This is a genomic window from Phenylobacterium kunshanense, assembly GCF_003254525.1.
GTDB classification, from domain to species: domain Bacteria; phylum Pseudomonadota; class Alphaproteobacteria; order Caulobacterales; family Caulobacteraceae; genus Phenylobacterium; species Phenylobacterium kunshanense.
Window position 1 is genome coordinate 46,371 of sequence record NZ_QFYS01000004.1, and the last position, 22,196, is coordinate 68,566.

Genomic DNA, 22,196 nt, shown 5'->3' on the forward strand with positions numbered 1-22,196 from the left:
CGGCTGGCGGATTGCGCCCCGGGACACTAGGTTCCGCCCCATGTCGATCCGTCGTCCCCTGACTGTCCTGCTGGCCTCGCCCCGCGGCTTTTGCGCCGGCGTGGACCGGGCGATTCAGATCGTGGAGCGGGCGCTCGAGAAATACGGGGCGCCGGTCTATGTGCGCCACGAGATCGTCCACAACCGCCACGTCGTCGACCGGCTGAAGGCCCTGGGCGCGATCTTCGTCGAGGAACTGGACGAGTGCCCCGCCGACCGGCCGGTTGTGTTCTCGGCCCACGGAGTCCCCAAATCGGTGCCGGCCGAGGCGCAGGCGCGCCGGATGCTGTACCTCGACGCCACCTGCCCGCTGGTCTCGAAGGTGCACGTGGAGGCCCAGCGCCACCACGACGCCGGCCGCGAGATCGTTCTGATCGGCCATGCCGGCCACCCCGAGGTGGTGGGCACCATGGGCCAATTGCCGGAAGGCGCCGTCGCGCTGATCGAGACGGTGGAGGACGCGCGGACGTTCCTGCCGCGCGACGCGGGCAACGTGGCTTTCGTGACCCAGACGACCCTCTCGGTGGACGACACAGCCGACATCGTCGCGGCGCTGCGGGCCCGCTTCCCGGCCATCGCCGCGCCTCACAAGGAAGACATCTGCTACGCCACCACCAATCGGCAGGAGGCGGTGAAGGCGATCGCGGCCCGCTCCCAGGTGCTGCTGGTCATCGGCAGCGCCAACTCCTCGAACTCGGTCCGGCTTGCCGAGGTGGGGCGACGGAGCGGCGCCGAAGCCCATCTGATCGACGACGCCAGCAAGCTGGACCTCGCCTGGCTGGAGAGCGCGCGGACCGTGGGCGTCACCGCCGGCGCGTCGGCCCCCGAGGTTCTGGTTCAGGGCGTCATCGACAAGCTGTCGTCGAGCTTCGACGTCACCGTCGAGGAGATCGACACGGCGCGCGAGACCGTGACGTTCAAGCTGCCGCGGGCGGTGGCTTAGAGCCGCTCGCTCTTGTCCCTGAGCCAGGCCGCCGCTTGATCGATATCTCGTTCGCCGGCCGCGATGGCCAGCACACGCCGGGCGGCGTCGGCCTGTGTCGCCGTCAGCTTCCAGCCGTTCATGCGAAGAAAGACGCCGCCGGCAAGGAAAGCCGTGCGCTTGTTGCCATCCACGAAGGGATGATTGCTGGCGAATCCGATCAGGTACGTCGCCGCGAGAGCGTGCGGTTCATCGACACCTTCGTAGTGATATCGGTTCACGGGGCGCGCCAGCGCCGACTCCAGCAGGCCTGCATCCCGTAGCCCGGGCGCACCGCCATGCAAGGCGATCGAGCGGTCGTGTAGGACCAGTAGCGCCTGTTTTGTGATCCAGCGTGGTTCTCGGCTCACTTCGCCAGCGCGCGGAAGGTGTCGCGGTATTCGTCCATGAACGCTTCGCCTGCGGCGATTTCTTCGGCGACGCTCGGGTTGTAGGCGGAGATCCGCATCTCGCCGTCGGCTGCTTCCGTCAGGTAGACGACGTCGCCCTTCTGAACGCCGAGCTTCACGAGCGCTTCCTTGGGCAGGACCACACCCACCGAATTACCGACCTGTGAAACCTTCAAGGCGATCATGTCCAACGCTCCTCAGTTGAGGAATTATAACGCATGTAATACATTTTGTGCTGCAGAATGTATTGCGCGCTCGCCTCGTCACAGCTGGCTGAAGCTTCGGTTGTAGCGCTTCAGGAACGCGCGGCCTCGGGCGTGCGGATCCTCGGCCCAGCCTTCCCGCGTCTGGGCGGCGAAGGCGCCGTCGCCCGAGGGCGTCAGCAACAGGGTGTCGCCGATGTTCAGGTGCAGGGCCGCCAGGGCCTCTTCGCTCAGGACGACCGCCGCCCGGTCGCCGATCTTCTCGACCTTGAGTGCAATCATGGCTTCCTCCGCCAGACGAGGTGAACGCTAGCACAGAACTCCTGTCTTGACCGACTCCGGCCGCTCGCCCATGCGGCGGGGATGGCGGTCTATACGGACATCACCGACGACGAGCTGGCGGCGCTGCTGGCCGACTACGACCTTGGCGCGCCCCTGGCGTTCAAGGGGATCGCGGAGGGGGTGTCGAACTCCAACTTCCTGCTGGAGACGGAGGCGGGCCGCTACATCCTGACCGTCTATGAGAGCCGTACGAACCCGGACGACCTGCCGTACTTCCTCGAGCTGATGCGATGGCTGGCCCGGCACGGCTATCCGTCGTCCGAGCCGATGGCCGACCGCCAGGGCCGGCTGATCCGGCATGTGCGCGGCAAGCCCTGCGCGATCACGGGATTCCTGAATGGTCTGTCGGTGCGGCGGCCGACAGCCGCGCATTGCCGGGAGGCCGGCGGCGGCCTCGCGGCCCTGCACCTCGCCGGCGAGGGCTTTCCCATGACCCGGGCGAACGACCTCGGCCAGGCCGCATGGTCCAGCATGTTCGCGGGCCTCGAGGCGGCGGCCGAGGATCTGAAGCCGGGCCTGTCGCGAACGATCCTGTCCGACCTCGCCCTGCTGGCCGAGCGCTGGCCGCGCGGCCTGCCGACCGGCGTCTGCCACGCCGACTTCTTCCCGGACAACGTGTTCTTCACGGGCGGCAAGTTCTCCGGGGCGATCGACTTCTACTTCGCGTGCACGGAGGCGTTCGCCTACGATATCGCCGTGGCGCTCAACGCCTGGTGCTTCGAGCCGGACGGCAGCTTCAACATCACCGCGGCGCGGCAGTTCCTGGCCGGCTACGAGGCGGCCCGGCCCCTCGGTCAGGCCGAGCGCGCGGCCTTGCCGATCCTGGCGCACGGGGCGGCTATGCGGTTCTTCCTCACTCGCCTCCACGACTGGGGCGCCACCCCGGCCGGGGCGCTGGTGAAGCCCAAGGATCCGCTGGAATACGAGCGCAAGCTGGCCGTCCACCGGTCCTCGCCGGACCTGGTGCTGTTCGGGGACGGCGCGTGACGCCCCACGTGATGATCTTCACAGACGGCGCCTGCTCCGGAAATCCGGGGCCGGGCGGCTGGGGCGCGATCCTGATCCACGGCCAGACGGAGAAGGAGATCTGCGGCGGCGAGCCGGGCACCACCAACAATCGCATGGAGCTGATGGCGGCGATCCAGGCGCTGGAGGCGCTGAAGAAGCCCTGCAAGGTCGAGCTGCATACCGACAGCCAGTACGTCCAGAAGGGCATCGCCGAGTGGATCCACGGCTGGAAGCGCCGGGGCTGGAAGACCGCCGATGGCAAGCCCGTGAAGAACGATGATCTGTGGCGGCGCCTTGACGAAGCCCGGTCGCGTCACGACGTGCACTGGCGGTGGGTGAAGGGCCATGCGGGCCACGAGCTTAACGAGCGGGCCGACGGGCTCGCCCGGAAAGGCTTGCGGGACGCAGCGGCATCGGGCTGATATTTCAATACTGAACTATATAGTTCAATATTGAATGACATGCTCCTCCCGCCGACAGGTTCGGAGGAGCCGGCGCATGGCCGCAGTCATCGAGGAACATCCCGAGGTCCAGGTTTTCGATGAGATCAGTCTCATTGAGCACGGCGTGCGGACGGCGATCACGCGCTCGCTGCCCGTGGGGCTGACCTATCCGCAGTATGAGGTCCTCAACCTGATCGCCCGGCGCGGCGACGACCTGACGCCGGCGCAGATCGCAGAGGCGCTGAAGATGACGCCCGGCGCCATCACCAACACCCTGCAGCGCCTCGAGGCGACTCGGCTCGCGATCCTGGAGCCATGCCTCCGGGATCGCCGCAGCAAGCGCGTGCGCCTGACGGCCGACGGCCGCGAGGCCTACAACCGCGCCATGGCCGCCATCCGGCCCAAGGTGGAGAAGCTGCGCGAGGGGTTCACCGAGAAGGAATTCCGAGAGGCCCTGCCGTTCCTGCGCGCCTTGCGCGTCTGGATGGCCGAGCAGACTTAGCCGCTACAGCCCCTTCACCTTCGCCAGGTTGGTCTTGGGGATGGCGGAACTGAACGCGCCGCCCATCTTGGCCTTCTCGCTGGCAAGGTCGGCCCAGGCGGCGGCGAACTGCAGCGGCGTGGCGGCGGCCGGATCGCCCACGGCCAGCTTCCAGTCCTGGCCCGCCAGGGCCGCGCCGAGGGCGGCGCGCAGATCGAGGTCGGCCTCGGGCGGTTCGGCCGGCGGCTTCAGCAGGCTGTGCAGCACCAGGGCGTCAGGGCGCGGCGCGATCACGCTGAGCTGGGCGCCCGCCGGCGCATCCTTCAGGGCGGCGAGGAAGCCGGCGAGGATCATCCGCGCGCGGGTCGTCCGGCGGTCGCCGCCGGCCCAGCCCGCGGCCTCACCTCCCGAACGCACGAACGCCCAGCCGCCATTGCGATGCGCCGCGTCGTGCGCGGCGGCGATCCAGATCTTCAGGGCTCAGTCCTTCTGGTCGGCGTAGATCTTCACCAGGCGATAGAGGAACTCGCGGCTCTCCATCACCGACTGGACGCGGACGCGCTCGTTCAGCCCGTGCACGCCGCCGAGGTCCGGATCGAAGAACAGGCCCGAGACGCCATAGGCGGGAATGCCCGCCGCGTTCAGGAAGCTGGAATCCGTGGCGCCGGCCTCCATCACCGGGACGACGGCCACGCCCGGCCACATCTGGGCGGTGACCTTCTCGATGGGCGCTAGGACCGCCGGTGTCAGCGCAGGCGGCTTGGACTCTGGGAAGAAGCGCGGCCCCGCGGTGATCTTGACCCCCGGGTCGGCGACCGCCCGCTCCAGCGCCGCGCGCACCTCGTCGATGGGCACGCCCGGCAGGATGCGGCAGCTCACCGTGGCCCGCGCCCGCTGCGGCAGGGCGTTCCCGGCGTGGCCGGCGTCCAGCATCGTGGCGACGCAGGTGGTGCGCAGGTAGGCGTGGTAGTTCACGTCCTTGCTGAGCACGGCGTTGGCCGCCGCATCGGTCGGGTTCGCGACGATGGCCGCCATGGCCGCGCCCGTCTCGCCGCCGACGATCTTCGACATCCGCTGGAAGAAGCCGCGGTTGCCGTCGTTGAACTGCACCGGGAACTCATGCGCCGCCAGCCGCTGCAGCGCGGCCGAGAGCTGGTAGATCGCGTTGTCGGGACGCGGGCGCGAGCTGTGCCCGCCCGGATTGGTCACCTCGAAGGTGAAGGTCACCGGCGCTTTCTCGGCCACCAGCACGGTGTTGGTCAGCCGCTTGCCGCCCGGGCCGAAGGCGCCGCCACCGCCCTCGTTCAGCGCAAGCCCCGCGTCGATCAGCTCGCGCCGATTCTTGGCGAGCCACGCCGCGCCGTTGACCTGGCCGCCGCCTTCCTCGCCGCAGGTGAGCGCCACCTTCAGCGTCCGGCGGGGCTTGAAGCCCTCCTGCCGGTAGCGGATCAGCATGTCGGTCCAGATGGCCGCCTGGGCTTTGTCGTCGGCGACTCCGCGGCCGTAGAAGTAGCCATCCTCCTCGACCATCACGAATGGATCGCGGGTCCAGTCCTCGCGCCGGGCCTCGACCACGTCGATGTGGGCCAGCAGCAGGACCGCCTTCGCCTTGGGATCCTTGCCGGGGTAGATGGCCACGAGCCCGCCGTCCTTGGGCCTGCCCTCGGGCGTGAAGAGGACGAGGTCGCTGTCGGGGAATCCCGCCGCCTTCAGGCGCGCGGCCATCCGCTCGGCCGCGAGGGTGCAGCTTCCCGCCGAGCCGGTGGTGTTGGTCTCGACCAGCTCCTTGTAGAGGCTGCGGAAGGCGGCCTCGCCGGTGTCCTTCGGCGGCGCGGCCGACGCCGCGGTTGCGAACATGGCGACGGCCGTGGCGGCTGCGGCGAACCTGAACATCGAACACTCTCCCCGAAAGCGGCCGGACGATGCACCGCCCGCCCGCCGGGGACAAGCGCAGCTAGGCCGTGGCGGCGCCCGCCATCAGATCGCGGGAAAGCTGGCCGCTCATGCCCTCGGTGGACGTGTTGGTCATGAGGACGAAGCTGGTCTTGCCCGCGGGGTCGACGAACCAGCTATGGCCGTAGACGCCGCCCCACATCCAGGAGCCGGCCGGCAGCGGCGAGGCCGCCGCGGCGGGATCCAGCAGCACCGCGCCGCCGAAACCGAAGCCCCAGCCGGGACCGCTGGTGACGATGGCGCGCTCGCCGGTCTGGTTGGTCATCATGTCCTGGGCGGTCTCGGCGCTGACCACCGGTCCGCCGCCCTGGCGGATCGTCTCCAGGAAGGTGAGGAAGTCGGGCGCCGAGCAGGCCATCCCCGCGCCGCCCGATGGGAACGAGCCCGGATCGAAGATGCGGTCGGGCGCGAAGCGGATGCCGGAGAGCCCCGCGAACGGGACCACATGTGTCTCGCCCATCGGGACCGGCGGCGGGCCATCGGCATAGGCGCGGGCCAGGCGGGCGCGGTCGGCCACGGCGAAGCCGGTGTCGGCCATGCCCAGCTTCTTCGTCACCCGCTCAGCGACCACCTCGCCCAGCGTGCGGCCGGTGGCGGCCTCGACCGCGGCGCCCAGCACGTCCATCGCGACGGAATAGAGCCAGGCCGCGCCCGGCGGGAAGGTGAGGCCCGCTTCCGTGATGCGCTTCAGGTTCTCGGCGAATGATAGGCCGGGCTGGTCCATGCCATCGGAAACGCGGAGCTTCAGGTAGGGGCCGTCCTCGGGCTGCATGAACCCGTATGAGAGTCCGGCGGTGTGGGTGAGGAGCTGGCGCAGGGTGATGGTGGGCGCCTGGCCTTCCCATTTGGGCTGGAAGTCGGGCAGCCAGCGGATGATCGGATCGTCGAGGCCGATGACACCGTCCTCGGAGAGGCTCAGCACCGCGGCCGTGACGATCGGCTTGGTGAGCGATGAGGCGCGGAAGATCGCGTCGCGCGCCATCGGGCGTCCGGCCTCGATGTCGGCCTGCCCGGCGGCGCGGGCGTAGGCCAACTTGCCGTCACGCGCGACCAGCACCACGGCGCCGGCGATACGGCCCTCGGCGAGCGCGGCGTCGAGGATCGGGTCGAGCCTTGCGGACAGGGCGGTGTCGGGACGGTCCTCGAGCGTGGCCAACGGCGTCTCCTTCGCTTTGCTTATGGTTTGCCGAAGGCCTAGCCCGGCGACGCCGCGTCATTCAACCGGGCGCGACGCAATCGCCGTTTGCCCTCCCCAGCGTCCGCGCGGGATAATGCCGCTCAAACAGTGGGGAGTGGGCGGCGTTGCGTGACGGGATCGAACAGGGCGGCTGGGAAAGCCATCGGCCGAAGCTGACCTATCCGTTCGAGCAGGCGCCGAAGACGGGCGAGGCGGTGGACATAGCCCCCGGCGTGAAGTGGCTGCGGATGCCGCTGGGCGGCTCCCTGGCCTGGATCAACGTCTGGGCGATCGCCGACGGCGACGGCTGGGCGATCGTCGACACGGGCATCTCGGGCGTGGAGACGCGCAACGCCTGGCGCGCCGCGCTGAAGGGGCCGCTGGAGGGCAAGCCGGTGACGCGGGTGTTCGTCACCCACATGCATCCCGACCACATCGGCATGTCGGGCTACCTGACGCGCAAGTTCGACGCCCGGCTGTGGATCACCCGGCTGGAGTTCGTCACCTGCCGCTCGCTGGCCGCCGACACGGGCCGCGAGGCGCCCGAGGACGCCATCGTCTTCTTCCGCGGCGCCGGCTGGGACGAGGAAGCGCTGGAGACCTACCGCGCCCGGTTCGGCGGCTTCGGGCGGGGCCTCTACGCCCTGCCCGACAGCTACCGGCGGATCGTCGACGGCGAGCGCATCCGCATCGGTGATCATGACTGGGAGGTGGTGGTCGGCTCGGGTCACAGCCCGGAGCACGGCAGCCTCTACTGCCCCGACCTGAAACTGATGATCTCAGGCGACCAGGTGCTGCCGAAGATCTCGTCCAATGTGTCTGTGTTCCCGACCGAGCCCGAGGGCGATCCGCTCACCGACTGGATGACGTCGCTCACGGCCATCAAGGGCCGCGTGCCGGACGACACCCTGGTGCTGCCGGCGCACAACGAGCCCTTCCGCGGCCTGCACGCGCGCATCGACCACCTGGTCGGCGGCCACGAGCGCGGACTGGAGCGCCTGAAGACGCTGCTTGCCGAGCCGAAGCGGGTCGTGGACGTCTTCCACGTGCTGTTCCGCCGGAAGATCGACGAGGGCCTGCTGGGGCTGGCCACCGGTGAGAGCCTCGCGCACCTCAACTGCCTCGTCGCCCGCGGCGAGGCGGTGCGGGAGCGGGATGATAACGGCGTCGACTGGTATCGCGTCGCCGCTTAACTGTAGTGTCGGGACAAACGAACGTTTGAGGCTCGGGAGGGCCCGACACTCCATGACCGATCACATCCTGTCGGAGCTCTCCGGCGGCGTCCTGACGCTGACCATCAACCGGCCCGAGAAGAAGAACGCCCTGACCCGGGCCATGTACCAGGGCCTCGGAGACGGCATCGACCGGGCCTCGAACGACCCGTCGATCCGCTGCGTGCTGATCCAGGCCAACGGCGACATCTTCACCGCCGGCAATGACCTCGGCGACTTCGCGGCGGTGAACGCCGGCGACTCGGGCGCCAACGCCGCGCGCGAGGACGGCAATCCGCTGCTCAAGGCCCTGGCCCGCGCCAAGGCGCCGATCGTGGCGGCGGTGCATGGCCGGGCGGTGGGCGTGGGCGTCACCATGCTGCTGCACTGCGACCTGGTCTTCGTGGCCGAGGACGCGCTGCTCACCACGCCGTTCGTGAACCTGGCGCTGGTGCCCGAGGCGGCCTCGTCGCTGCTGCTGCCGGCCCGTATCGGCCACGCGCGGGCGTTCTCGATGTTCGCCCTGGGCGAGGCGGTGGACGGCAAGACCGCCGCCGCCTGGGGCATCGCCAACGCGGCCGTTCCCGCGGCTGAACTCCGCGCCCGGGCTCGCGCCGCCGCCGAGGGCGTCGCGGCCAAGCCGCCGGCCGCCGTGCGCGCCACCAAGGCGCTGATGCGCGACCCGGCCGCCGTCGCCGCCCAGATGGAAGCCGAGGGCAGGATCTTCGCCGCCCAGCTCAAGTCCGCCGAGGCCAAGGAGGCGTTCGCCGCCTTCGCCGAGAAGCGCGCCCCCGACTTCTCGAAGGTGGCGTGATGGACGGGCGGATCACGTCGGAGTTCGGCGCCAGGTCGACGGCCCGCGAAGTGGCGGAAGGCCACGACCTGAACGGCGTCGCAGTCATCGTCACGGGCGGCGCCTCCGGGATCGGCGTCGAGACGGCCCGCGCCCTGGCGGAATCCGGGGCCGAGGTCATGCTCGCAGTGCGCAATCCCGCGGCCGGCGAAGCCACCGCCGCCGACATCGGCAAGACCGCGCCCGGCAAGGTCTCGGTGGGCCGGCTGGACCTGTCCGACCTCACCTCGGTGGCGGCGTTCGCCAACACCTGGGGCGACAAGCCGCTCGACATCCTGATCAACAACGCCGGGGTGATGGCCTGTCCGCTGAGCTACACGGCCCAGGACCTGGAGATGCAGATCGGCACGAACCACTTCGGCCACTTCCTGCTCTCGGTGCTGCTGGCGCGGGCGCTGATGAACGGCGGCGAGGACGGGCGGTCGAGCCGGGTCGTGTCGCTGTCGTCCATCGGCCACCGCCGGAGCGGCATCCACTTCGAGGACATCCACTACCGCCAGCGGCCCTACGACAAGTGGGAAGCCTATGGCCAGGCCAAGACCGCCAATGCGCTGTTCGCGGTGGGTTTCCACGAGCGCTTCGCCGACCTGGGGATCACCGCCAATTCGGTGATGCCGGGCGGTATCCGCACCCCGCTGCAGCGGCACCTGACCGACGAGGAAATGCGCGCCTTCGGGTGGATCGACGAGCAGGGTCGGGTCAACGAGCGCTTCAAGACGCCCGAGCAGGGCGCGGCGACCAGCGTCTGGGCCGCCCTGGCGCCCGAACTGGAGGGTGTCGGCGGGCTCTACTTGGAGCACTGCAACCAGGCCCTGCCGTGGACCGAGGCGAACCCGTTCGAAGGTGTGATGCCCCACGCGCTCGATCCAGAGGCGGCCGAACGCCTGTGGGACGTGTCGGAAGAGACCACGGGGGCGCGGCTTTGAGCGCGGCCGTCAACATCCGCGTCGCGACCATGGGCGACGCGCCCCTGATCCTGCAGTTCATTCGCGAGCTGGCCGAATACGAGCGCCTGCTGCACGAGGTCGAGGCCACCGAGGCCGATATCCGCCGCGACCTGTTCGGCGAGAACCCGCGTTGCTTCTGCGACATCGCCGAGTTCGAGGGCAAGGCGGTGGGGTTCGCCCTCTGGTTCTACAACTACTCCACCTTCCGGGGGCGGGCGGGCATCTACCTGGAAGACCTGTTCGTGCGGCCCGAGGCGCGGGGCGTGGGCGCCGGCAAGGCGCTGCTGCGCAGGCTGGCCCAGCGGTGCATGGACGCCGACCTGGGCCGGCTGGAATGGGCGGTGCTGAACTGGAACGCGCCGTCGATCGCCTTCTACGACTCGCTGGGGGCGGGGGCGATGACCGAGTGGACGGTGCGGCGGCTGGACGGAGAGGCGCTGGAGCGCCTGGCGGTTTCATGAGCGCCCCGCCCAAGACCGTCCTGCACGCCACCGAGGAAGAGGCCGAGGCCATCCGACAGGCGGTGCGTACGGTCGACGTGAGCGCCCTGGGGCCCGGGCGCGAGCGGGCGGATCTGCACCATGTGCCGGGTCTCGTGGCGCTGTTGTCCGACGAGCGGGTGTCGGGGCCCATCTACGACCTGCCGCGGCCGATCACCGAGGAGAGCATCACGCGCTGGGTGGCCGAGAACCAGGCCCAGATGCTGTCTGGCGACGCCCTGCTGATCGTCAACCTCGACGACATCGGCCAGGTGGCGGGCTACTCTCGGATCAGCGTCTGGCCCGAGCGTTCGTCGGCGGAGATCGCAGGCGCCATCCGCGCCGATCTCCAGAACATGGGGCAGGGCGGGACCGGCATGATCCGCAGCTTCTCGTGGATCTTTGAGGCCCTGGGCGTGCGCCTCATGTGCCTGACCGCCGCGCTCGACAACGTCCGCTCGCAGAAGGGCATCGACGCGGCCGGCTTCCGGCGGATGGGGGAGCGCGAGGCCGTACGTCCCGACGGCACGACCCGGCGCTCCGTCTACTGGGAGATGACCCGCGACGAGTGGCGGGCGCGGCACACCCTGTAGGCAAATCCCGCCGGGCCGATTCTGCCCGCCAGACGATCAGACCGATATGTCGATGATCATGGGTTGCGGCGGCTTGCCCTCTGCCGCTGCGGCTTCGCTCTCCGCTTTCATGGCGGCTTCGAGGATGGCGCGCATCTCCCGCGCGACGGCCTGTTCGATGGCCAGATCGGGCTTGTTCCAGGTCTCGGGATCGCCCTCGACCTCGCCCTTGCGCTTCGATGCGGCGCGGGCTTCCATCTCCTCGCGCAGCTTCTCCTTGATCTTCTCGTACTTCTGCTCCTGGGCCCAGGCGTAGATGCCCTTGTCCCGGATCGCTTCCAGGTCGGACTTCTGGCGCGCAGCCGACGCCTCGGCCTTGGCCTTGGCGATCTCGGCTGGATCCCGCGTCTTCTCGGGCTTTTCTCCCGGCTTCACTGTCTGCGGCGCGGCGATGCCCAGCATCGCGCCGATCCCACTCACTGACATGCGCACTCCTCCTTGCGTGATGTACAGTTAAGCAAGAACTGTACCAGCAGGTGGGGCTGGCTGGCGGGATGCGGAGGTCAGGCCGCCCAGGCGGCGGCGAAGCGGCGAAGGAGGGACATGGCGGCGCTGTCGGCGAGGCCGGTCGCCGCCGACAGGCGGATGAAGAGATGGCCCCGCTGTCGATCTCCGCGCGCCGGGAGTCCCTGGCATTCCACCCGGACGAGCCCACGTTCGGCGGCCTTGCGGTCGATCCAGACGCTGCGTGGCCCGAGCGGGGTGTCGACCGTGATCCGGCCGCCCTTCTTCAGCAGGCCGGGCGCGACGCGTGCGGTCATCCAGACGTCGTCGCCGCGAACAAGCACCCCGTCATGGGCGCGGATATAGACGCAGAGTTCCACGCCGCCCGCCTGGACCCGGTCGCCGGACCGCAGGCCGGGGGGCAGGGTGATGCGGATGGCCCGACCGTCCGGGAAGTGATGGTCGACCTCGCCGCCCTCGAGCGCCTGCCTTGGGCTGATCTCGAGATCGGGGTCGGGCGTCGGTCTCGGACGCGGCGGCGCCTGCGCGAGGGGCGGGCTGAGAGGGTCCTGGAGGCGCTGGTAGGCGTCGACCACCTGGCGGAAGACGCTGACATCGCCACCGGCGTCGGGGTGGGCTCGGCGCACTGCGTCGCGATAGGCGCGGCGGATCTCGGCGGGGGTCGAGTCCGCTCCCACGCCCAGCACCTCGCGGGCGTCTCGCAGCGACATCTCGGGAACCGGCCGAGTCATGACAGCCAACACTAGGGTAAACGACGTCAACGGTCGGTTAAGAGCTGGAGAGAGCGCCGCCGGCCGCGCTATAGGCGGAAACGTGACCGAAAAGCCCCCCATCCCGCCGTCCCCGACCGAGGACGACTACGTCCGCCAGGTGGCCGCCGCCGAGCCGCCGCCATTGCTCAGCGAAACCGATCCGTTCGCGCTCTTCCACGAGTGGCTGAAGGAGGCCCTCGACAAGGAGCCGAACGACGCCAACGCCATGGCTCTGGCCACGGCCGACGCCGACGGCCTGCCCGACGTGCGGATGGTCCTCCTGAAAGACGTCGATCCGGAGGGCTTCGTCTTCTACACCAACCTCGGCAGCGCCAAGGGCCGGGAGCTGGCGGCCAATCCGCAGGCCGCCCTGCTGTTTCACTGGAAGTCGTTGCGTCGTCAGGTGCGCGTGCGCGGGACCGTGAGCGCGGTGACCGACGCGGAGGCCGACGCCTATTTCGCCACCCGCGCCCGCCCCGCCCAGCTCGGCGCGTGGGCGTCGGAACAGTCGCGAACCCTGCCCGACCGCCTGGCCCTGGAGAAGCGGATCGCCGAGTTCGGCCTGAAGTTCGGCCTGGGCAAGGTTCCGCGGCCGCCGCACTGGTCGGGTTTCCGCGTGACGCCGCAGGTGATCGAGTTCTGGCGCGACCGCCCATTCCGCCTGCACGAGCGGCTGGTGTTCGACCGCGCCGAGGGCGGCTGGACGACCCGCCGGCTCTATCCTTGAGCGTTCAGTCGCTCACCGCCCTCGAGGCGGAGGTCATGGACTGGCTGGCCCCGCGCGGCGAGCGGCGGGTGGACACGGCCTGCGCCCATGTCTTCCTGGGCCCAGAGACCGCCTGGAAGATGAAGCGCCACGCCGACCTGGGCTACGCCGACTTCTCCACCCTGGGCCAGCGCAAGTGGGCCCTGGACCGGGAACTGGAGTTCAACAGGCCCGGGGCGCCGGACATCTACCGCGCCGTGCGCCGGATCACGCGCGAGCCGGGCGGCGAACTGGCGCTGGATGGCGGCGGCGAGCCCGTCGACTACGTCCTCGAAATGCGCCGCTTCGACGACCGCGGCGTGCTGGCCGCCCAGCCCGAGGCGGTCGACGGCGACCTGGCCGAGGCCCTGGGCCGGATGGTCGCCGGCTATCATGCCAGGGCGCCGCTGCGTCCGGCCGGCGGCCTGACAGCCCTCTCGTTCACCGTCGGGTCGAACGCCCAGCTCCTGCGCGAGACCTGCCAGGGGCTGGACCAGGCTCGCGTCGAGACGATGGTCGCCCTGACCGAGGCCGAGCTGGAGCGCCAGGCGCCGCTGCTGGCCCATCGTTCCGCGAGCGGTTTCGCGCGGCGCTGCCACGGGGACCTGCACCTGGGGAACATCCTGCTGGAGAACGGCCGGCCGGTGCTGTTCGACTGCATCGAGTTCAACGACCTGCTGTCGGATCTCGACGTCCTCTACGACATCGCCTTCCTGCTCATGGATCTCGACTTCCGGGGCCGGCGGGACGCCGGCGTCCGCGCGCTGTCCGGCTATCTCGACGAGGCCGCGCGCAGCTTCCCGCCCGAGATGTGGGAGGGCCTCGCCGCCCTGCCGCTGATGCTCTCCACCCGCGCCGCCGTTCGGGCGCACGTCACCGCCCACTCGAACGATCCCGCCACCGCGCGCGCCTATGTGGAGGCGGCCATCGCCCACCTGTCGCCGCAGCCGCCGATGCTGGCGGCCGTGGGCGGGCTGTCCGGCTCGGGCAAGTCGCACTTCGCCCGCGCCGCCGCGCCACTGATGGGCGCCTCGCCGGGCGCCGTGATCCTGCGGACCGACGAGGTGAGGAAGCGACTGGCGGGCATGGCGCCGACCCAGCCGCTGCCCCGCGAGGCCTATACGCCGGAGGCGCAGGGGCGCGCCTATGACGAGATGTTCGACAATGCCCGCGCCCTGCTGAGGGCCGGTCGTGCGGTGGTGCTGGACGCCACCTTCCTGGACCCCGCCCTGCGCGGCCGCGCGCATGCCCTGGCCGCCGAGTGCGGCGTGCCGTTCCGCGGCGCCTGGATGGATGCGCCGCTCGCGGTGCTGGAGGCGCGCGTCGCCGGGCGCACCGGCGACGCCTCGGATGCGACGGTGCAGGTGCTGCGCGACCAGGCCGCCCGGCTCACCGAACCGCCGGGCTGGCCGCACGTGGACGCCACGGCGCCTTCAAGTGCGACCGCGCGGGCGTGGCTGGACGCCTGAACCGCCGTGCTGCGTTGCGAAAGCGGCGCGGCCTGACTAAGCGTAATCCCAAGTAACAACTGATAACCCGGGAGACGCTCGATGCTGGGCCTCATGCAGAACTGGCCGCTGACGGTGGACAGGATCCTCGATCACGCCAAGGCCTGGCACGGGGATCGCGAAGTCGTCACGCGCTCGGTCGAGGGCCCCATCGTCCGCACCACCTGGGCCCAGATCCACGAGCGCGCCAAGCGCCTGTCGAACGCGCTGAAGGGCATGGGCATCCGCCAGGGCGACCGCGTCGCGACGCTGGCCTGGAACACCGGCCGGCACATCGAGGCCTGGTACGGGATCATGGGGATCGGGGCGGTCTGCCACACCCTGAACCCCCGGCTGTTCGCCGAGCAGCTCTGCTACATCATCAACCACGCCGAAGACCGGATCATCTTCACCGACCTGACCTTCGTGCCGCTGCTGGCCGAGAACCGGTCCAAGCTCCCGACGGTGATGCACGTCGTGGTGATGACCGATCGCGAGGGGATGAAGGGCGTGAACCTGCCGGGCGCCCTCTGCTTCGAGGACCTGGTCGAGCAGAACTCGCCGGACTGCCATTGGGGCGGCTTCGACGAGAACACCGCCGCCGGCCTCTGCTACACGTCGGGCACGACCGGCAATCCCAAGGGGGTCCTCTACTCCCACCGCTCCAACTTCCTCCACACGATCATCACGATGCAGCGCGACGTGATGGACCTGGGCGCCACCGAGACGGTGCTGCCGGTGGTGCCGATGTTCCACGCCAACGCCTGGGGCCTGGCGCTGTCGTGCCCGGCGGCGGGCGCGAAGATGGTCATGCCGGGCCAGAAGCTGGACGGCGCCTCGATCCATGAGCTGATCGAGATGGAGGGCGTCACCTTCTCGGCGGCCGTGCCGACCGTCTGGCAGATGCTGCTGACGCACCTTCGCGAGACGAAGGGCCAGCTCACCACCCTGAAGCGCGTCGTGATCGGCGGCTCGGCGGTGCCTGAGGCCATCGTTCGCGGCTTCCGCGACGAGTACGGCGTGGACGTGACCCACGCCTGGGGCATGACCGAACTGTCGCCTCTGGGCACGATCGCCGCGCCCAACGCCGCCATCGCCGCCATGGACGCCGAGGCCCAGCTCAAGTCGAAGCTGAAGCAGGGCCGTCCGCCGCTGGGCATCGAGATGAAGCTGACCGACGACGCCGGCGCCCGCCAGCCGCACGACGGGACCACCTTCGGCCGCCTCAAGGTCAAGGGGCCGTTCGTGGTCGGCGAATACTTCAAGGGCGAGGGCGGCGAGGTCCTCGACGAGGACGGCTTCTTCGACACCGGCGATGTCGCCACGATCGACGAGCACGGCTTCATGCAGATCACCGACCGGGCCAAGGACGTCATCAAGTCGGGCGGCGAGTGGATCAGCTCGATCGAGATCGAGAACATCGCCATGGGCCACCCGAAGGCGGCCAACGCGGCGGTGATCGGCGCGGCGCACCCCAAATGGGACGAGCGGCCGGTCCTGCTGGTCAAGCTCCGCGAAGGCGAGACCGGCACGAAGGAAGAGTTCCTGGCCTTCCTGGAAGGCAAGATCGCCAAGTGGTGGACGCCGGACGACGTGGTCTTCGTCGACGACATCCCGCTGGGCGCCACCGGCAAGATCGACAAGAAGCTGATCCGTGAGCGGATGAAGGACTACGTCCTGCCCACCGCGAAGGAGAAGGCGACGGCGTGATCCAGCTCGTCGAGGCGCTGCCGACGGACCACGACGCCATCATCGCGCTCACAAACCGCGCCTACCGCCAGGCCGAGGGCCAGACAGACTGGAAGGTCGAGGACCTGGTCGCCGGCCAGCGCATCGACGCCTCGCTGCTGGCCGATGACCTGGCGCAGCCCGGCGCGGTGCTGCTGATCGCCCGGGACGCCGTGGGCGAGCACGTGGGCCACGTCCGCCTGGACGCCGGCGAGGGCGGCGCCTGGTACCTCTCCATGCTGACGGTCCGTCCCGACCGCCAGGACGGGGGCCTTGGCCGGGCGGTGCTCGAGGCGGCGGAAGACTATGCCCGCGCACACGGCGCCCGACGCATGCAGATGTCGGTGCTGCACGCGCGGGAGGCGCTGATCGCCTGGTACGGCCGTCGCGGGTACGGGAAGACCGGAGAGACCAAGCCCTTTCCCTACGGCGACGCCCGCTTCGGCACGCCGACGCGGGAGGGGCTGTATTTCGAGGTGCTGGAGAAGGCGCTGTAGAGGGCGGCCTGTCCGCGCCGGCCTACGCCAGCGCGTAGACGCTGTCCGGGCCAGGCTCTCCGTCCGCCGTCAGCACGCCCTGGCGCACCAGGTGGATCATGCCCCCCAGCATCGATCGCGCCGCCGCCGGATGCAGGCGGGAGTCCACATCGGCGTAGAGCCGCGGGACCAGCTCGTTGATCCGCGCCGGCCCCGCCCTCAGCGCCTCCGTGATCTGGTCCAGCCGCTCCTGCCGGTGTTCGGCATAGGCGAGAATGAAGGCGTCGACCTCGCGGATCGGCGGGCCGTGCGTCGGCCACAACGCATCGAACCCGCGCGCGCGGATCGCCTCCAGGCTTTCCAGATAGTCGGTCATGTCGCCGTCGGGCGGCGTGATCACGGTGGTGGACCAGCCCATGATGTGGTCGCCCGAGAAGCAGGCGTTCTCCTCCGGCAGGGCGAAGCAGAGGTGATTGGACGTGTGGCCCGGCGTAGGGATCGCCTCGAGCGTCCAGCCCGGCCCCGAGATCGTCCCGCCGCCGCACAGCGACACATCGGGTTGGAACGACAGGTCGTGACCCGCCTCCATCTTCACCCCGCCGTCGTCCTCGTCGTGCGCGGCCACGGCGCAGCCGTAGATCGTCGCGCCCGTGCGCGCCTTGAGCGGGCCCGCGAGCGGCGAGTGGTCGGAGTGGTGGTGGGTGATGACGATGTGCGTCACCCGCTCGCCCGCGACGGCCTCCAGGATCGCCTCCAGGTGCGCCGGATCGTCAGGCCCTGGGTCGATCACGGCCACCTCGCCCCGGCCGACGATGTAGGTCCCCGTCCCCTTGAAGGTGAAGGGGCCCGGGTTGTTGGCCGTCACCCGCCGGATCAGCGGCGAGACCTGGTCGCAGCGGCCGTACTCGATGTCGATGTCGCGGACGTAGGGGATCATCCGAGCAGCACGCCCGAGAGGTCGTAGCCGGCCTGGCGTCCCAGGCTGACCAGCTCGCCTGGCGCGCGGGCGCCCGACTGCGACTGGACCAGCGACCAGGTGACGATCGAGCGGGTGCCCGATCGGCAGAAGGCCAGGACCGGCCCTTCGGCCTCGTCCAGGATCCGGCGGACCGCCTCCACCTGGTCGGGGCCGGGCCCGCCGACCACGGGGACATGGAAATAGGCCAGGCCCGCCGCCCGGGCCGCCGCCTCGATCTCGGCCCCGGCGGGCTGATCGGCGGCCTCGCCGTCGGGGCGGTTGTTGATGATCGTCCGGAAGCCGAGCCGGGCGGCCTCATCCACGTCGGCGAGGCTGATCTGGGGCGAGGTCGTAAAGTCGTCGGTGACGCGTCGGAAATCACTCATGGCCGGCTCCGAACTGGGGGGAGGCGCATCATTGGCGCCTGGGGCTCGGACTGCAACGGTCAGCCTGGGCTATTCCACCCGGCGAACCCGGAATGCGCCGCCCCCATCAATGCTCATCAGGAAACTGCCCATCGCCGCCTGGCGGATCTTCACCGGCATGCCGGCCTTCGGCGTGCGATGCAGCTCGCTGGCGTCGACCTGGGTCCAGACCGCGCCGTCCTTGAGCTTGACGACCCATTTGCCGGCCCCGTTCTGCCGCGCGCTGTCGACGACCCCGGTGACGTTGTCGAGTTCCTCCTTGGTCTCGCCCTTCTCGAACATGGAGATCGAGGGCAGGGCGAAGCCGAACGCCTGGCGGCGGACCTGGCGGGCCTGCTCGCGATCCACGATCACCACATCGCCCTTGGCCTCGGCCTGGTCGAGCGCGGCGGCGGCCTGGTCGAAGCAGGCCAGGCGGCCGGCGTCGTCGGCCACCTTGCGGCAGTCCATCAGCTTCCGGACGGTCTCGGCCCGCGAGTCGGCCTTGGGCTGGGCGACCGCGCCGGACGCGGCGAAGCAAGCCAGGGCAAGGCAGACGGCAGGGGCGCGGCGAATGTTCATGAACGCGATTCCGGGCTGGACCTGCGACCATTAAGCGCCGCTCGCGCGGTCGCGCAACGACGCCCAGGCTGATTCCAAACCTTAACGATGGTCCCGCCGAGCGGCGGTCCACGCCTTTGGGCGGGCCTTCGCCGGTTAACCATTGTTGACGAAACCTTGCCTGGTTTCGGCGGGGGTGCGGCAATCTGTGACCAGAATGCGACAGGTGGGCGCCCGAAACATTGCCGACTGCTAATGTTCGTTGACCGCTCGACGGCCAGCCTCGTAACTCCGCCATAACCGGAGACCACCCGTCCCCGGGACCGATCTCTTTTTGTGGGGAGCGGCCGCCCCTTGAGGCAGGACCGCTGGAGGATCTAGACCGTGAATTTCAAATCCATGCGGGAACGCCTTCTGGCGTCTTCCATGATCTGCGGCGCGGCTCTGCTGGGCGTCGCGGCGCCGGCGATGGCCCAGGAGGAAGTCTCCGAAGTCGTCGTCACCGGCACGCGCATCCCGTCGCCGAACCTCGAGAGCGTCAGCCCGGTCACCGCGGTGAGCGCGGCTGAAATCAAGGCCACGGGCGTGACCCGGGTCGAAGACATGATCAACAGCCTGCCCCAAGCCTTCGCGGCCCAGGGCGCGGCGCTCTCCAACGGCTCCACCGGTACGGCCACCGTCAGCCTCCGCGGCCTCGGCGCGACCCGCACCCAGGTCCTGATCGACGGCCGTCGCCTGATGCCCGGCACGCCGAACACCTCGGGCGGCGCTCTGGCCGCCGACATCAACTTCATCCCCTCGGCCCTGATCCAGCGCGTTGACGTGCTGACGGGCGGCGCCTCGGCCGTGTACGGCGCCGACGCCGTGGGCGGCGTCGTGAACTTCATCATGATGCGCAACTTCGAAGGCGTGCGCGTCGACGCTCAGTACGGCCTGTACCAGCACGACAACGGCAACGACGTCGCCAGCATCGTCCAACGCGCGCAGGCCTCGTCCGCGAGCCCGGAATTCTACCAGCTGCCGAAGGACAACGTTCGCGACGGCGAAATGTCCCAGGTCACCCTCGTCATGGGTGTGAACTCGCCGGACGGTAAGGGCAATGTGACGGCTTACGCCGGCTACCGCCACGTCGAGCCGATCCTGCAGGGCAACCGCGACTACAGCGCCTGCTCGTTCTTCTCGGGTTCGCCCGACTTCGGCCAGTTCGGCTGCGGCGGCTCCGGCACGGCCTTCCCGGCCCGCGTTGGCAGCCAGGTGGTGGACGTGACCGGCCCGGGCAACACGTTCCGGACCCGCGTGGGCTCGCGCGACGTCTACAACTACGGCCCGACCAACTACTATCAGCGTCCGGATGACCGCTACGTGCTGGGCGCCTTCGCCGAGTACGAGATCACCGACTGGGCCAAGGCCTACATGGACGTCATGTACATGGACGACACGTCCACGTACCAGATCGCGCCGGGCGGCATCTTCGCCGGCACCTTCTCGATCAACTGCGCCAACCCGCTGCTGTCGACTCAACAGCGTGGCCTGATGCCGGCGACCACCGCTTCGGGCGGCGGCACCTGCGCCACCAACCCGGCCGGCACCTTCACGGGGATCGTCTCGCGCCGGAACGTCGAAGGCGGCGGCCGTCAGGGCAAGACCCAGCACCAGCAGTATCGCTACGTCGTGGGCCTGCGCGGCGACCTGAACGACAACTGGAACTACGACTTCGCGATGCAATACGGTCGCGTGTCGTTCAACCAGGTCCAGACGGGCTTCTTCCGCACCACCGCGATCCAGAACGCCCTGAACGTCGTGTCGGTGAACGGCGTGCCGACCTGCGCCTCCGTGGTCAACGGCTCGGACACCGCTTGCGTCCCCTACAACATCTTCTCGCTGGGCGGCGTGACGCAAGCCGCGCTCGACTACCTGGAAACCCCCTCCTCGCAGGCGGGTAACCTGTTCGAGCGCGTCGTGAACTTCTCGCTGGGCGGTGACCTCACCGAGTACGGCGTGAAGTCGCCGTGGGCCAACGATGGCGTTGGCGTGTCGATCGGCGCGGAATACCGTCGTGAGACCCTCGACTACGCCGCCGACTACGTGGCCGCGTCGGGTGCGCTGAACGGTTCGGGCGGCGCCTCGCCGCCGGTGAACGGCTCGTTCGACGTGTACGAAATGTTCGCCGAAAGCCGCATCCCGCTGGTGCAGGACGCCGCCTTCGCGAAGAACCTGACCCTCGAGCTGGCGTTCCGTTACTCGGACTACTCCTCGATCGGCACCACCGAGACCTACAAGATCGCCGGTGACTGGGAACCGATCGACGGCCTGCGCCTCCGTGGCGGCTACAACCGCGCCGTTCGCGCGCCGCACGTCCTCGAGCTGTTCAGCCCGCAGAACGTCGTGCTCGACGGCACGCAGGACCCCTGCGCCGGTCTGGCCGCCAGCGATCCGCTGGTCGCCCGCTGCGCCCAGGCGTTCGGCCTGACCACCGCTCAGGTCCTGGCCATCGAAGCCAACCCGGCCAACCAGTACAACGGTCTGACCGGCGGCAACCCGAACCTGGATCCGGAAACGGCCGACACCTATACCCTCGGCTTCGTGTTCCAGCCCTCGTTCCTGCCGGGCTTCAACGTGTCGGTCGACTACTTCGACATCAAGGTGAAGGACTTCATCTCGGGCATCGGCGCGGATACGATCATCAACCGCTGCGTCGACACCCTTGACCCGACCTTCTGCTCGCTGGTCAACCGCGATGCGAACGGCTCGATCTGGCTCGATCCGACCGGCTACGTGATCGACACGACCCTGAACACCGGTTCGCTGTCCACCACCGGCTTCGACTTCAACCTCGGCTACCGCACCGATCTCGACGCCATCGGCCTCGAGAACATGGGCGGCATCAACGTCAACTTCGTGGGCACCTACCTCGACACCCTGAAGGTCCAGAGCCTGCCGGGTGGCGACGCCTTCGATTGCGCCGGCTACTACGGCACGATCTGCTCGGTCTCGGGCGGCCTGACGGCTCCGAACCCCGAGTGGCGCCACAAGGCCCGCCTGACCTGGACCACGCCGTTCACCTACGGCGAGTGGTTCAAGGACTTCTCGATGTCGCTGCAGTGGCGCCACATCAGCAAGGTGACGCTGGACGCCTACTCGAACGACGCGCAGCTCAACAATCCGGGCCTGCAGTACGAGTCGGACCGCACCCTCAAGGCGCGTGACTACTTCGACCTGACGGCGTCCTGGACGATGCGCGACAACCTCAACTTCCGTGCAGGCGTGAACAACCTGTTCGACAAGGATCCGCCGCTGACGGGTTCGTCGAACTGCCCGACCGGGCCCTGCAACGGCAACACCTGGCCGCAAGTCTATGACGCCTTCGGCCGTTACTTCTTCATCGGCCTGACCGCCGACTTCTAAGTCGACGACAGGACAAGAGATCGGGGCGGCGGAGCAATCCGCCGCCCCTTTTTCTTGGGCGAGTTGAAGAGGTCCG

General features: G+C 69.4%; 25 protein-coding genes. 14 read left to right on the forward strand and 11 right to left on the reverse strand.

Annotation, left to right across the window (positions count from 1 at the left end; genetic code table 11):
- Nucleotides 1–40 precede the first annotated feature (40 nt).
- Nucleotides 41–982, forward strand: a complete 942-nt coding sequence (gene ispH / locus DJ019_RS10475) for a 4-hydroxy-3-methylbut-2-enyl diphosphate reductase (RefSeq protein ID WP_111275985.1) — start codon at nucleotides 41–43, stop codon at nucleotides 980–982.
- Here the strand turns inward: ispH and DJ019_RS10480 are convergent.
- The 3 genes from DJ019_RS10480 to DJ019_RS10490 all read right to left on the reverse strand — a co-directional run bounded on the left by DJ019_RS10480 (nucleotide 979) and on the right by DJ019_RS10490 (nucleotide 1,895).
- A complete protein-coding gene (locus tag DJ019_RS10480; RefSeq protein ID WP_111275986.1) occupies nucleotides 979–1,371 on the reverse strand; it encodes a type II toxin-antitoxin system death-on-curing family toxin in 393 nt (130 codons plus the stop codon). The genes ispH and DJ019_RS10480 overlap by 4 nt on opposite strands.
- On the reverse strand, nucleotides 1,368–1,595 hold the full coding sequence (locus tag DJ019_RS10485; RefSeq protein ID WP_111275987.1) for an AbrB/MazE/SpoVT family DNA-binding domain-containing protein: 228 nt from the start codon (nucleotides 1,593–1,595) through the stop codon (nucleotides 1,368–1,370). The genes DJ019_RS10480 and DJ019_RS10485 overlap by 4 nt, the downstream gene beginning before the upstream one ends.
- A gap of 78 nt (nucleotides 1,596–1,673) precedes the next feature.
- The gene (locus DJ019_RS10490) at nucleotides 1,674–1,895 is read right to left on the reverse strand and encodes an AbrB/MazE/SpoVT family DNA-binding domain-containing protein (RefSeq protein WP_111275988.1); all 222 of its coding nucleotides are present in this window, start codon (nucleotides 1,893–1,895) and stop codon (nucleotides 1,674–1,676) included.
- A gap of 81 nt (nucleotides 1,896–1,976) precedes the next feature.
- On the opposite strand from DJ019_RS10490, the gene thrB reads away from it, so the two are divergent.
- The 3 genes from thrB to DJ019_RS10505 all read left to right on the forward strand — a co-directional run bounded on the left by thrB (nucleotide 1,977) and on the right by DJ019_RS10505 (nucleotide 3,908).
- On the forward strand, nucleotides 1,977–2,942 hold the full coding sequence (gene thrB, locus DJ019_RS10495) for a homoserine kinase (RefSeq protein ID WP_111275989.1): 966 nt from the start codon (nucleotides 1,977–1,979) through the stop codon (nucleotides 2,940–2,942).
- Entirely contained in the window at nucleotides 2,939–3,385 is a 447-nt protein-coding gene (gene rnhA / locus DJ019_RS10500; protein ID WP_111275990.1) for a ribonuclease HI, read from the forward strand. The genes thrB and rnhA overlap by 4 nt, the downstream gene beginning before the upstream one ends.
- Nucleotides 3,386–3,461: 76 nt before the next feature.
- Nucleotides 3,462–3,908, forward strand: coding sequence for a MarR family winged helix-turn-helix transcriptional regulator (locus DJ019_RS10505; RefSeq protein ID WP_165843977.1), 447 nt, complete (start codon nucleotides 3,462–3,464; stop codon nucleotides 3,906–3,908).
- A gap of 3 nt (nucleotides 3,909–3,911) precedes the next feature.
- Here the strand turns inward: DJ019_RS10505 and DJ019_RS10510 are convergent, their stop codons facing one another.
- The 3 genes from DJ019_RS10510 to DJ019_RS10520 all read right to left on the reverse strand — a co-directional run bounded on the left by DJ019_RS10510 (nucleotide 3,912) and on the right by DJ019_RS10520 (nucleotide 6,996).
- The gene (locus tag DJ019_RS10510) at nucleotides 3,912–4,304 is read right to left on the reverse strand and encodes a hypothetical protein (protein ID WP_111275992.1); all 393 of its coding nucleotides are present in this window, start codon (nucleotides 4,302–4,304) and stop codon (nucleotides 3,912–3,914) included.
- A 63-nt stretch (nucleotides 4,305–4,367) separates the two neighbouring features.
- Nucleotides 4,368–5,780 (reverse strand): M20/M25/M40 family metallo-hydrolase, encoded by a 1,413-nt coding sequence (locus DJ019_RS10515; protein WP_111275993.1) that lies wholly within the window; start codon nucleotides 5,778–5,780, stop codon nucleotides 4,368–4,370.
- Between the two features lie 61 nt (nucleotides 5,781–5,841).
- Entirely contained in the window at nucleotides 5,842–6,996 is a 1,155-nt protein-coding gene (locus DJ019_RS10520; RefSeq protein WP_111275994.1) for a serine hydrolase domain-containing protein, read from the reverse strand.
- A gap of 146 nt (nucleotides 6,997–7,142) precedes the next feature.
- On the opposite strand from DJ019_RS10520, the gene DJ019_RS10525 reads away from it, so the two are divergent.
- The 5 genes from DJ019_RS10525 to DJ019_RS10545 are packed head-to-tail and all read left to right on the forward strand — an operon-like array spanning nucleotide 7,143 to nucleotide 11,100.
- A complete protein-coding gene (locus tag DJ019_RS10525) occupies nucleotides 7,143–8,210 on the forward strand; it encodes an MBL fold metallo-hydrolase (protein ID WP_240606437.1) in 1,068 nt (355 codons plus the stop codon).
- Nucleotides 8,211–8,262: 52 nt separating this feature from the next.
- A complete protein-coding gene (locus DJ019_RS10530) occupies nucleotides 8,263–9,042 on the forward strand; it encodes an enoyl-CoA hydratase-related protein (RefSeq protein WP_111275995.1) in 780 nt (259 codons plus the stop codon).
- The gene (locus tag DJ019_RS10535; RefSeq protein ID WP_111275996.1) at nucleotides 9,042–10,007 is read left to right on the forward strand and encodes an oxidoreductase; all 966 of its coding nucleotides are present in this window, start codon (nucleotides 9,042–9,044) and stop codon (nucleotides 10,005–10,007) included. The genes DJ019_RS10530 and DJ019_RS10535 overlap by 1 nt, the downstream gene beginning before the upstream one ends.
- Nucleotides 10,008–10,036: 29 nt before the next feature.
- Nucleotides 10,037–10,489, forward strand: a complete 453-nt coding sequence (locus DJ019_RS10540) for a GNAT family N-acetyltransferase (RefSeq protein ID WP_111276251.1) — start codon at nucleotides 10,037–10,039, stop codon at nucleotides 10,487–10,489.
- A complete protein-coding gene (locus DJ019_RS10545) occupies nucleotides 10,486–11,100 on the forward strand; it encodes a GNAT family N-acetyltransferase (protein WP_111275997.1) in 615 nt (204 codons plus the stop codon). Before DJ019_RS10540 ends, DJ019_RS10545 begins: the two co-directional genes overlap by 4 nt.
- Before the next feature lie 36 nt (nucleotides 11,101–11,136).
- Here the strand turns inward: DJ019_RS10545 and DJ019_RS10550 are convergent, their stop codons facing one another.
- Together DJ019_RS10550 and DJ019_RS10555 are read right to left on the reverse strand one after the other, a co-directional pair.
- Nucleotides 11,137–11,565, reverse strand: coding sequence for a hypothetical protein (locus DJ019_RS10550; RefSeq protein ID WP_133255282.1), 429 nt, complete (start codon nucleotides 11,563–11,565; stop codon nucleotides 11,137–11,139).
- A gap of 77 nt (nucleotides 11,566–11,642) precedes the next feature.
- Nucleotides 11,643–12,335: a J domain-containing protein gene (locus tag DJ019_RS10555; protein ID WP_111275999.1), complete on the reverse strand. Its 693-nt coding sequence runs from the start codon at nucleotides 12,333–12,335 to the stop codon at nucleotides 11,643–11,645.
- Nucleotides 12,336–12,417: 82 nt separating this feature from the next.
- Here DJ019_RS10555 and pdxH point away from each other — a divergent pair, with 82 nt between their 5' ends.
- From pdxH to DJ019_RS10575, 4 genes are all read left to right on the forward strand, one after another.
- The gene (gene pdxH / locus DJ019_RS10560; RefSeq protein WP_240606438.1) at nucleotides 12,418–13,083 is read left to right on the forward strand and encodes a pyridoxamine 5'-phosphate oxidase; all 666 of its coding nucleotides are present in this window, start codon (nucleotides 12,418–12,420) and stop codon (nucleotides 13,081–13,083) included.
- Nucleotides 13,080–14,570 carry a bifunctional aminoglycoside phosphotransferase/ATP-binding protein gene (locus DJ019_RS10565; protein WP_240606439.1) on the forward strand — a complete coding sequence of 497 codons (1,491 nt, stop codon included), beginning with the start codon at nucleotides 13,080–13,082 and terminating at the stop codon, nucleotides 14,568–14,570. The genes pdxH and DJ019_RS10565 overlap by 4 nt, the downstream gene beginning before the upstream one ends.
- 81 nt (nucleotides 14,571–14,651) lie before the next feature.
- A complete protein-coding gene (locus DJ019_RS10570; RefSeq protein ID WP_111276001.1) occupies nucleotides 14,652–16,298 on the forward strand; it encodes a long-chain-fatty-acid--CoA ligase in 1,647 nt (548 codons plus the stop codon).
- The gene (locus DJ019_RS10575; RefSeq protein ID WP_240606440.1) at nucleotides 16,295–16,813 is read left to right on the forward strand and encodes a GNAT family N-acetyltransferase; all 519 of its coding nucleotides are present in this window, start codon (nucleotides 16,295–16,297) and stop codon (nucleotides 16,811–16,813) included. The genes DJ019_RS10570 and DJ019_RS10575 overlap by 4 nt, the downstream gene beginning before the upstream one ends.
- 22 nt (nucleotides 16,814–16,835) lie before the next feature.
- Here the strand turns inward: DJ019_RS10575 and DJ019_RS10580 are convergent, their stop codons facing one another.
- The 3 genes from DJ019_RS10580 to DJ019_RS10590 form a co-directional block, all read right to left on the reverse strand.
- A complete protein-coding gene (locus DJ019_RS10580; protein WP_111276002.1) occupies nucleotides 16,836–17,729 on the reverse strand; it encodes an MBL fold metallo-hydrolase in 894 nt (297 codons plus the stop codon).
- Nucleotides 17,726–18,136 carry a protein tyrosine phosphatase family protein gene (locus DJ019_RS10585; protein WP_111276003.1) on the reverse strand — a complete coding sequence of 137 codons (411 nt, stop codon included), beginning with the start codon at nucleotides 18,134–18,136 and terminating at the stop codon, nucleotides 17,726–17,728. Before DJ019_RS10585 ends, DJ019_RS10580 begins: the two co-directional genes overlap by 4 nt.
- 69 nt (nucleotides 18,137–18,205) lie before the next feature.
- Nucleotides 18,206–18,736 (reverse strand): hypothetical protein, encoded by a 531-nt coding sequence (locus tag DJ019_RS10590; protein WP_111276004.1) that lies wholly within the window; start codon nucleotides 18,734–18,736, stop codon nucleotides 18,206–18,208.
- Between the two features lie 363 nt (nucleotides 18,737–19,099).
- Here DJ019_RS10590 and DJ019_RS10595 point away from each other — a divergent pair, with 363 nt between their 5' ends.
- Nucleotides 19,100–22,120 (forward strand): TonB-dependent receptor plug domain-containing protein, encoded by a 3,021-nt coding sequence (locus DJ019_RS10595; protein ID WP_240606441.1) that lies wholly within the window; start codon nucleotides 19,100–19,102, stop codon nucleotides 22,118–22,120.
- The last annotated feature ends 76 nt before the right edge of the window (nucleotides 22,121–22,196 follow it).

Coding starts and splice junctions, on each gene's coding strand:
- ispH (WP_111275985.1), top strand. CDS start 41: ATGTCGATCCGTCGTCCCCTGACTGTCCTGCTGGCCTCGCCCCGCGGC.
- DJ019_RS10485 (WP_111275987.1), bottom strand. CDS start 1,595: ATGATCGCCTTGAAGGTTTCACAGGTCGGTAATTCGGTGGGTGTGGTC.
- DJ019_RS10490 (WP_111275988.1), bottom strand. CDS start 1,895: ATGATTGCACTCAAGGTCGAGAAGATCGGCGACCGGGCGGCGGTCGTC.
- thrB (WP_111275989.1), top strand. CDS start 1,977: ATGGCGGTCTATACGGACATCACCGACGACGAGCTGGCGGCGCTGCTG.
- DJ019_RS10505 (WP_165843977.1), top strand. CDS start 3,462: ATGGCCGCAGTCATCGAGGAACATCCCGAGGTCCAGGTTTTCGATGAG.
- DJ019_RS10515 (WP_111275993.1), bottom strand. CDS start 5,780: ATGTTCAGGTTCGCCGCAGCCGCCACGGCCGTCGCCATGTTCGCAACC.
- DJ019_RS10530 (WP_111275995.1), top strand. CDS start 8,263: ATGACCGATCACATCCTGTCGGAGCTCTCCGGCGGCGTCCTGACGCTG.
- DJ019_RS10535 (WP_111275996.1), top strand. CDS start 9,042: ATGGACGGGCGGATCACGTCGGAGTTCGGCGCCAGGTCGACGGCCCGC.
- DJ019_RS10540 (WP_111276251.1), top strand. CDS start 10,037: ATGGGCGACGCGCCCCTGATCCTGCAGTTCATTCGCGAGCTGGCCGAA.
- DJ019_RS10545 (WP_111275997.1), top strand. CDS start 10,486: ATGAGCGCCCCGCCCAAGACCGTCCTGCACGCCACCGAGGAAGAGGCC.
- DJ019_RS10550 (WP_133255282.1), bottom strand. CDS start 11,565: ATGTCAGTGAGTGGGATCGGCGCGATGCTGGGCATCGCCGCGCCGCAG.
- DJ019_RS10555 (WP_111275999.1), bottom strand. CDS start 12,335: ATGACTCGGCCGGTTCCCGAGATGTCGCTGCGAGACGCCCGCGAGGTG.
- DJ019_RS10570 (WP_111276001.1), top strand. CDS start 14,652: ATGCTGGGCCTCATGCAGAACTGGCCGCTGACGGTGGACAGGATCCTC.
- DJ019_RS10580 (WP_111276002.1), bottom strand. CDS start 17,729: ATGATCCCCTACGTCCGCGACATCGACATCGAGTACGGCCGCTGCGAC.
- DJ019_RS10585 (WP_111276003.1), bottom strand. CDS start 18,136: ATGAGTGATTTCCGACGCGTCACCGACGACTTTACGACCTCGCCCCAG.
- DJ019_RS10590 (WP_111276004.1), bottom strand. CDS start 18,736: ATGAACATTCGCCGCGCCCCTGCCGTCTGCCTTGCCCTGGCTTGCTTC.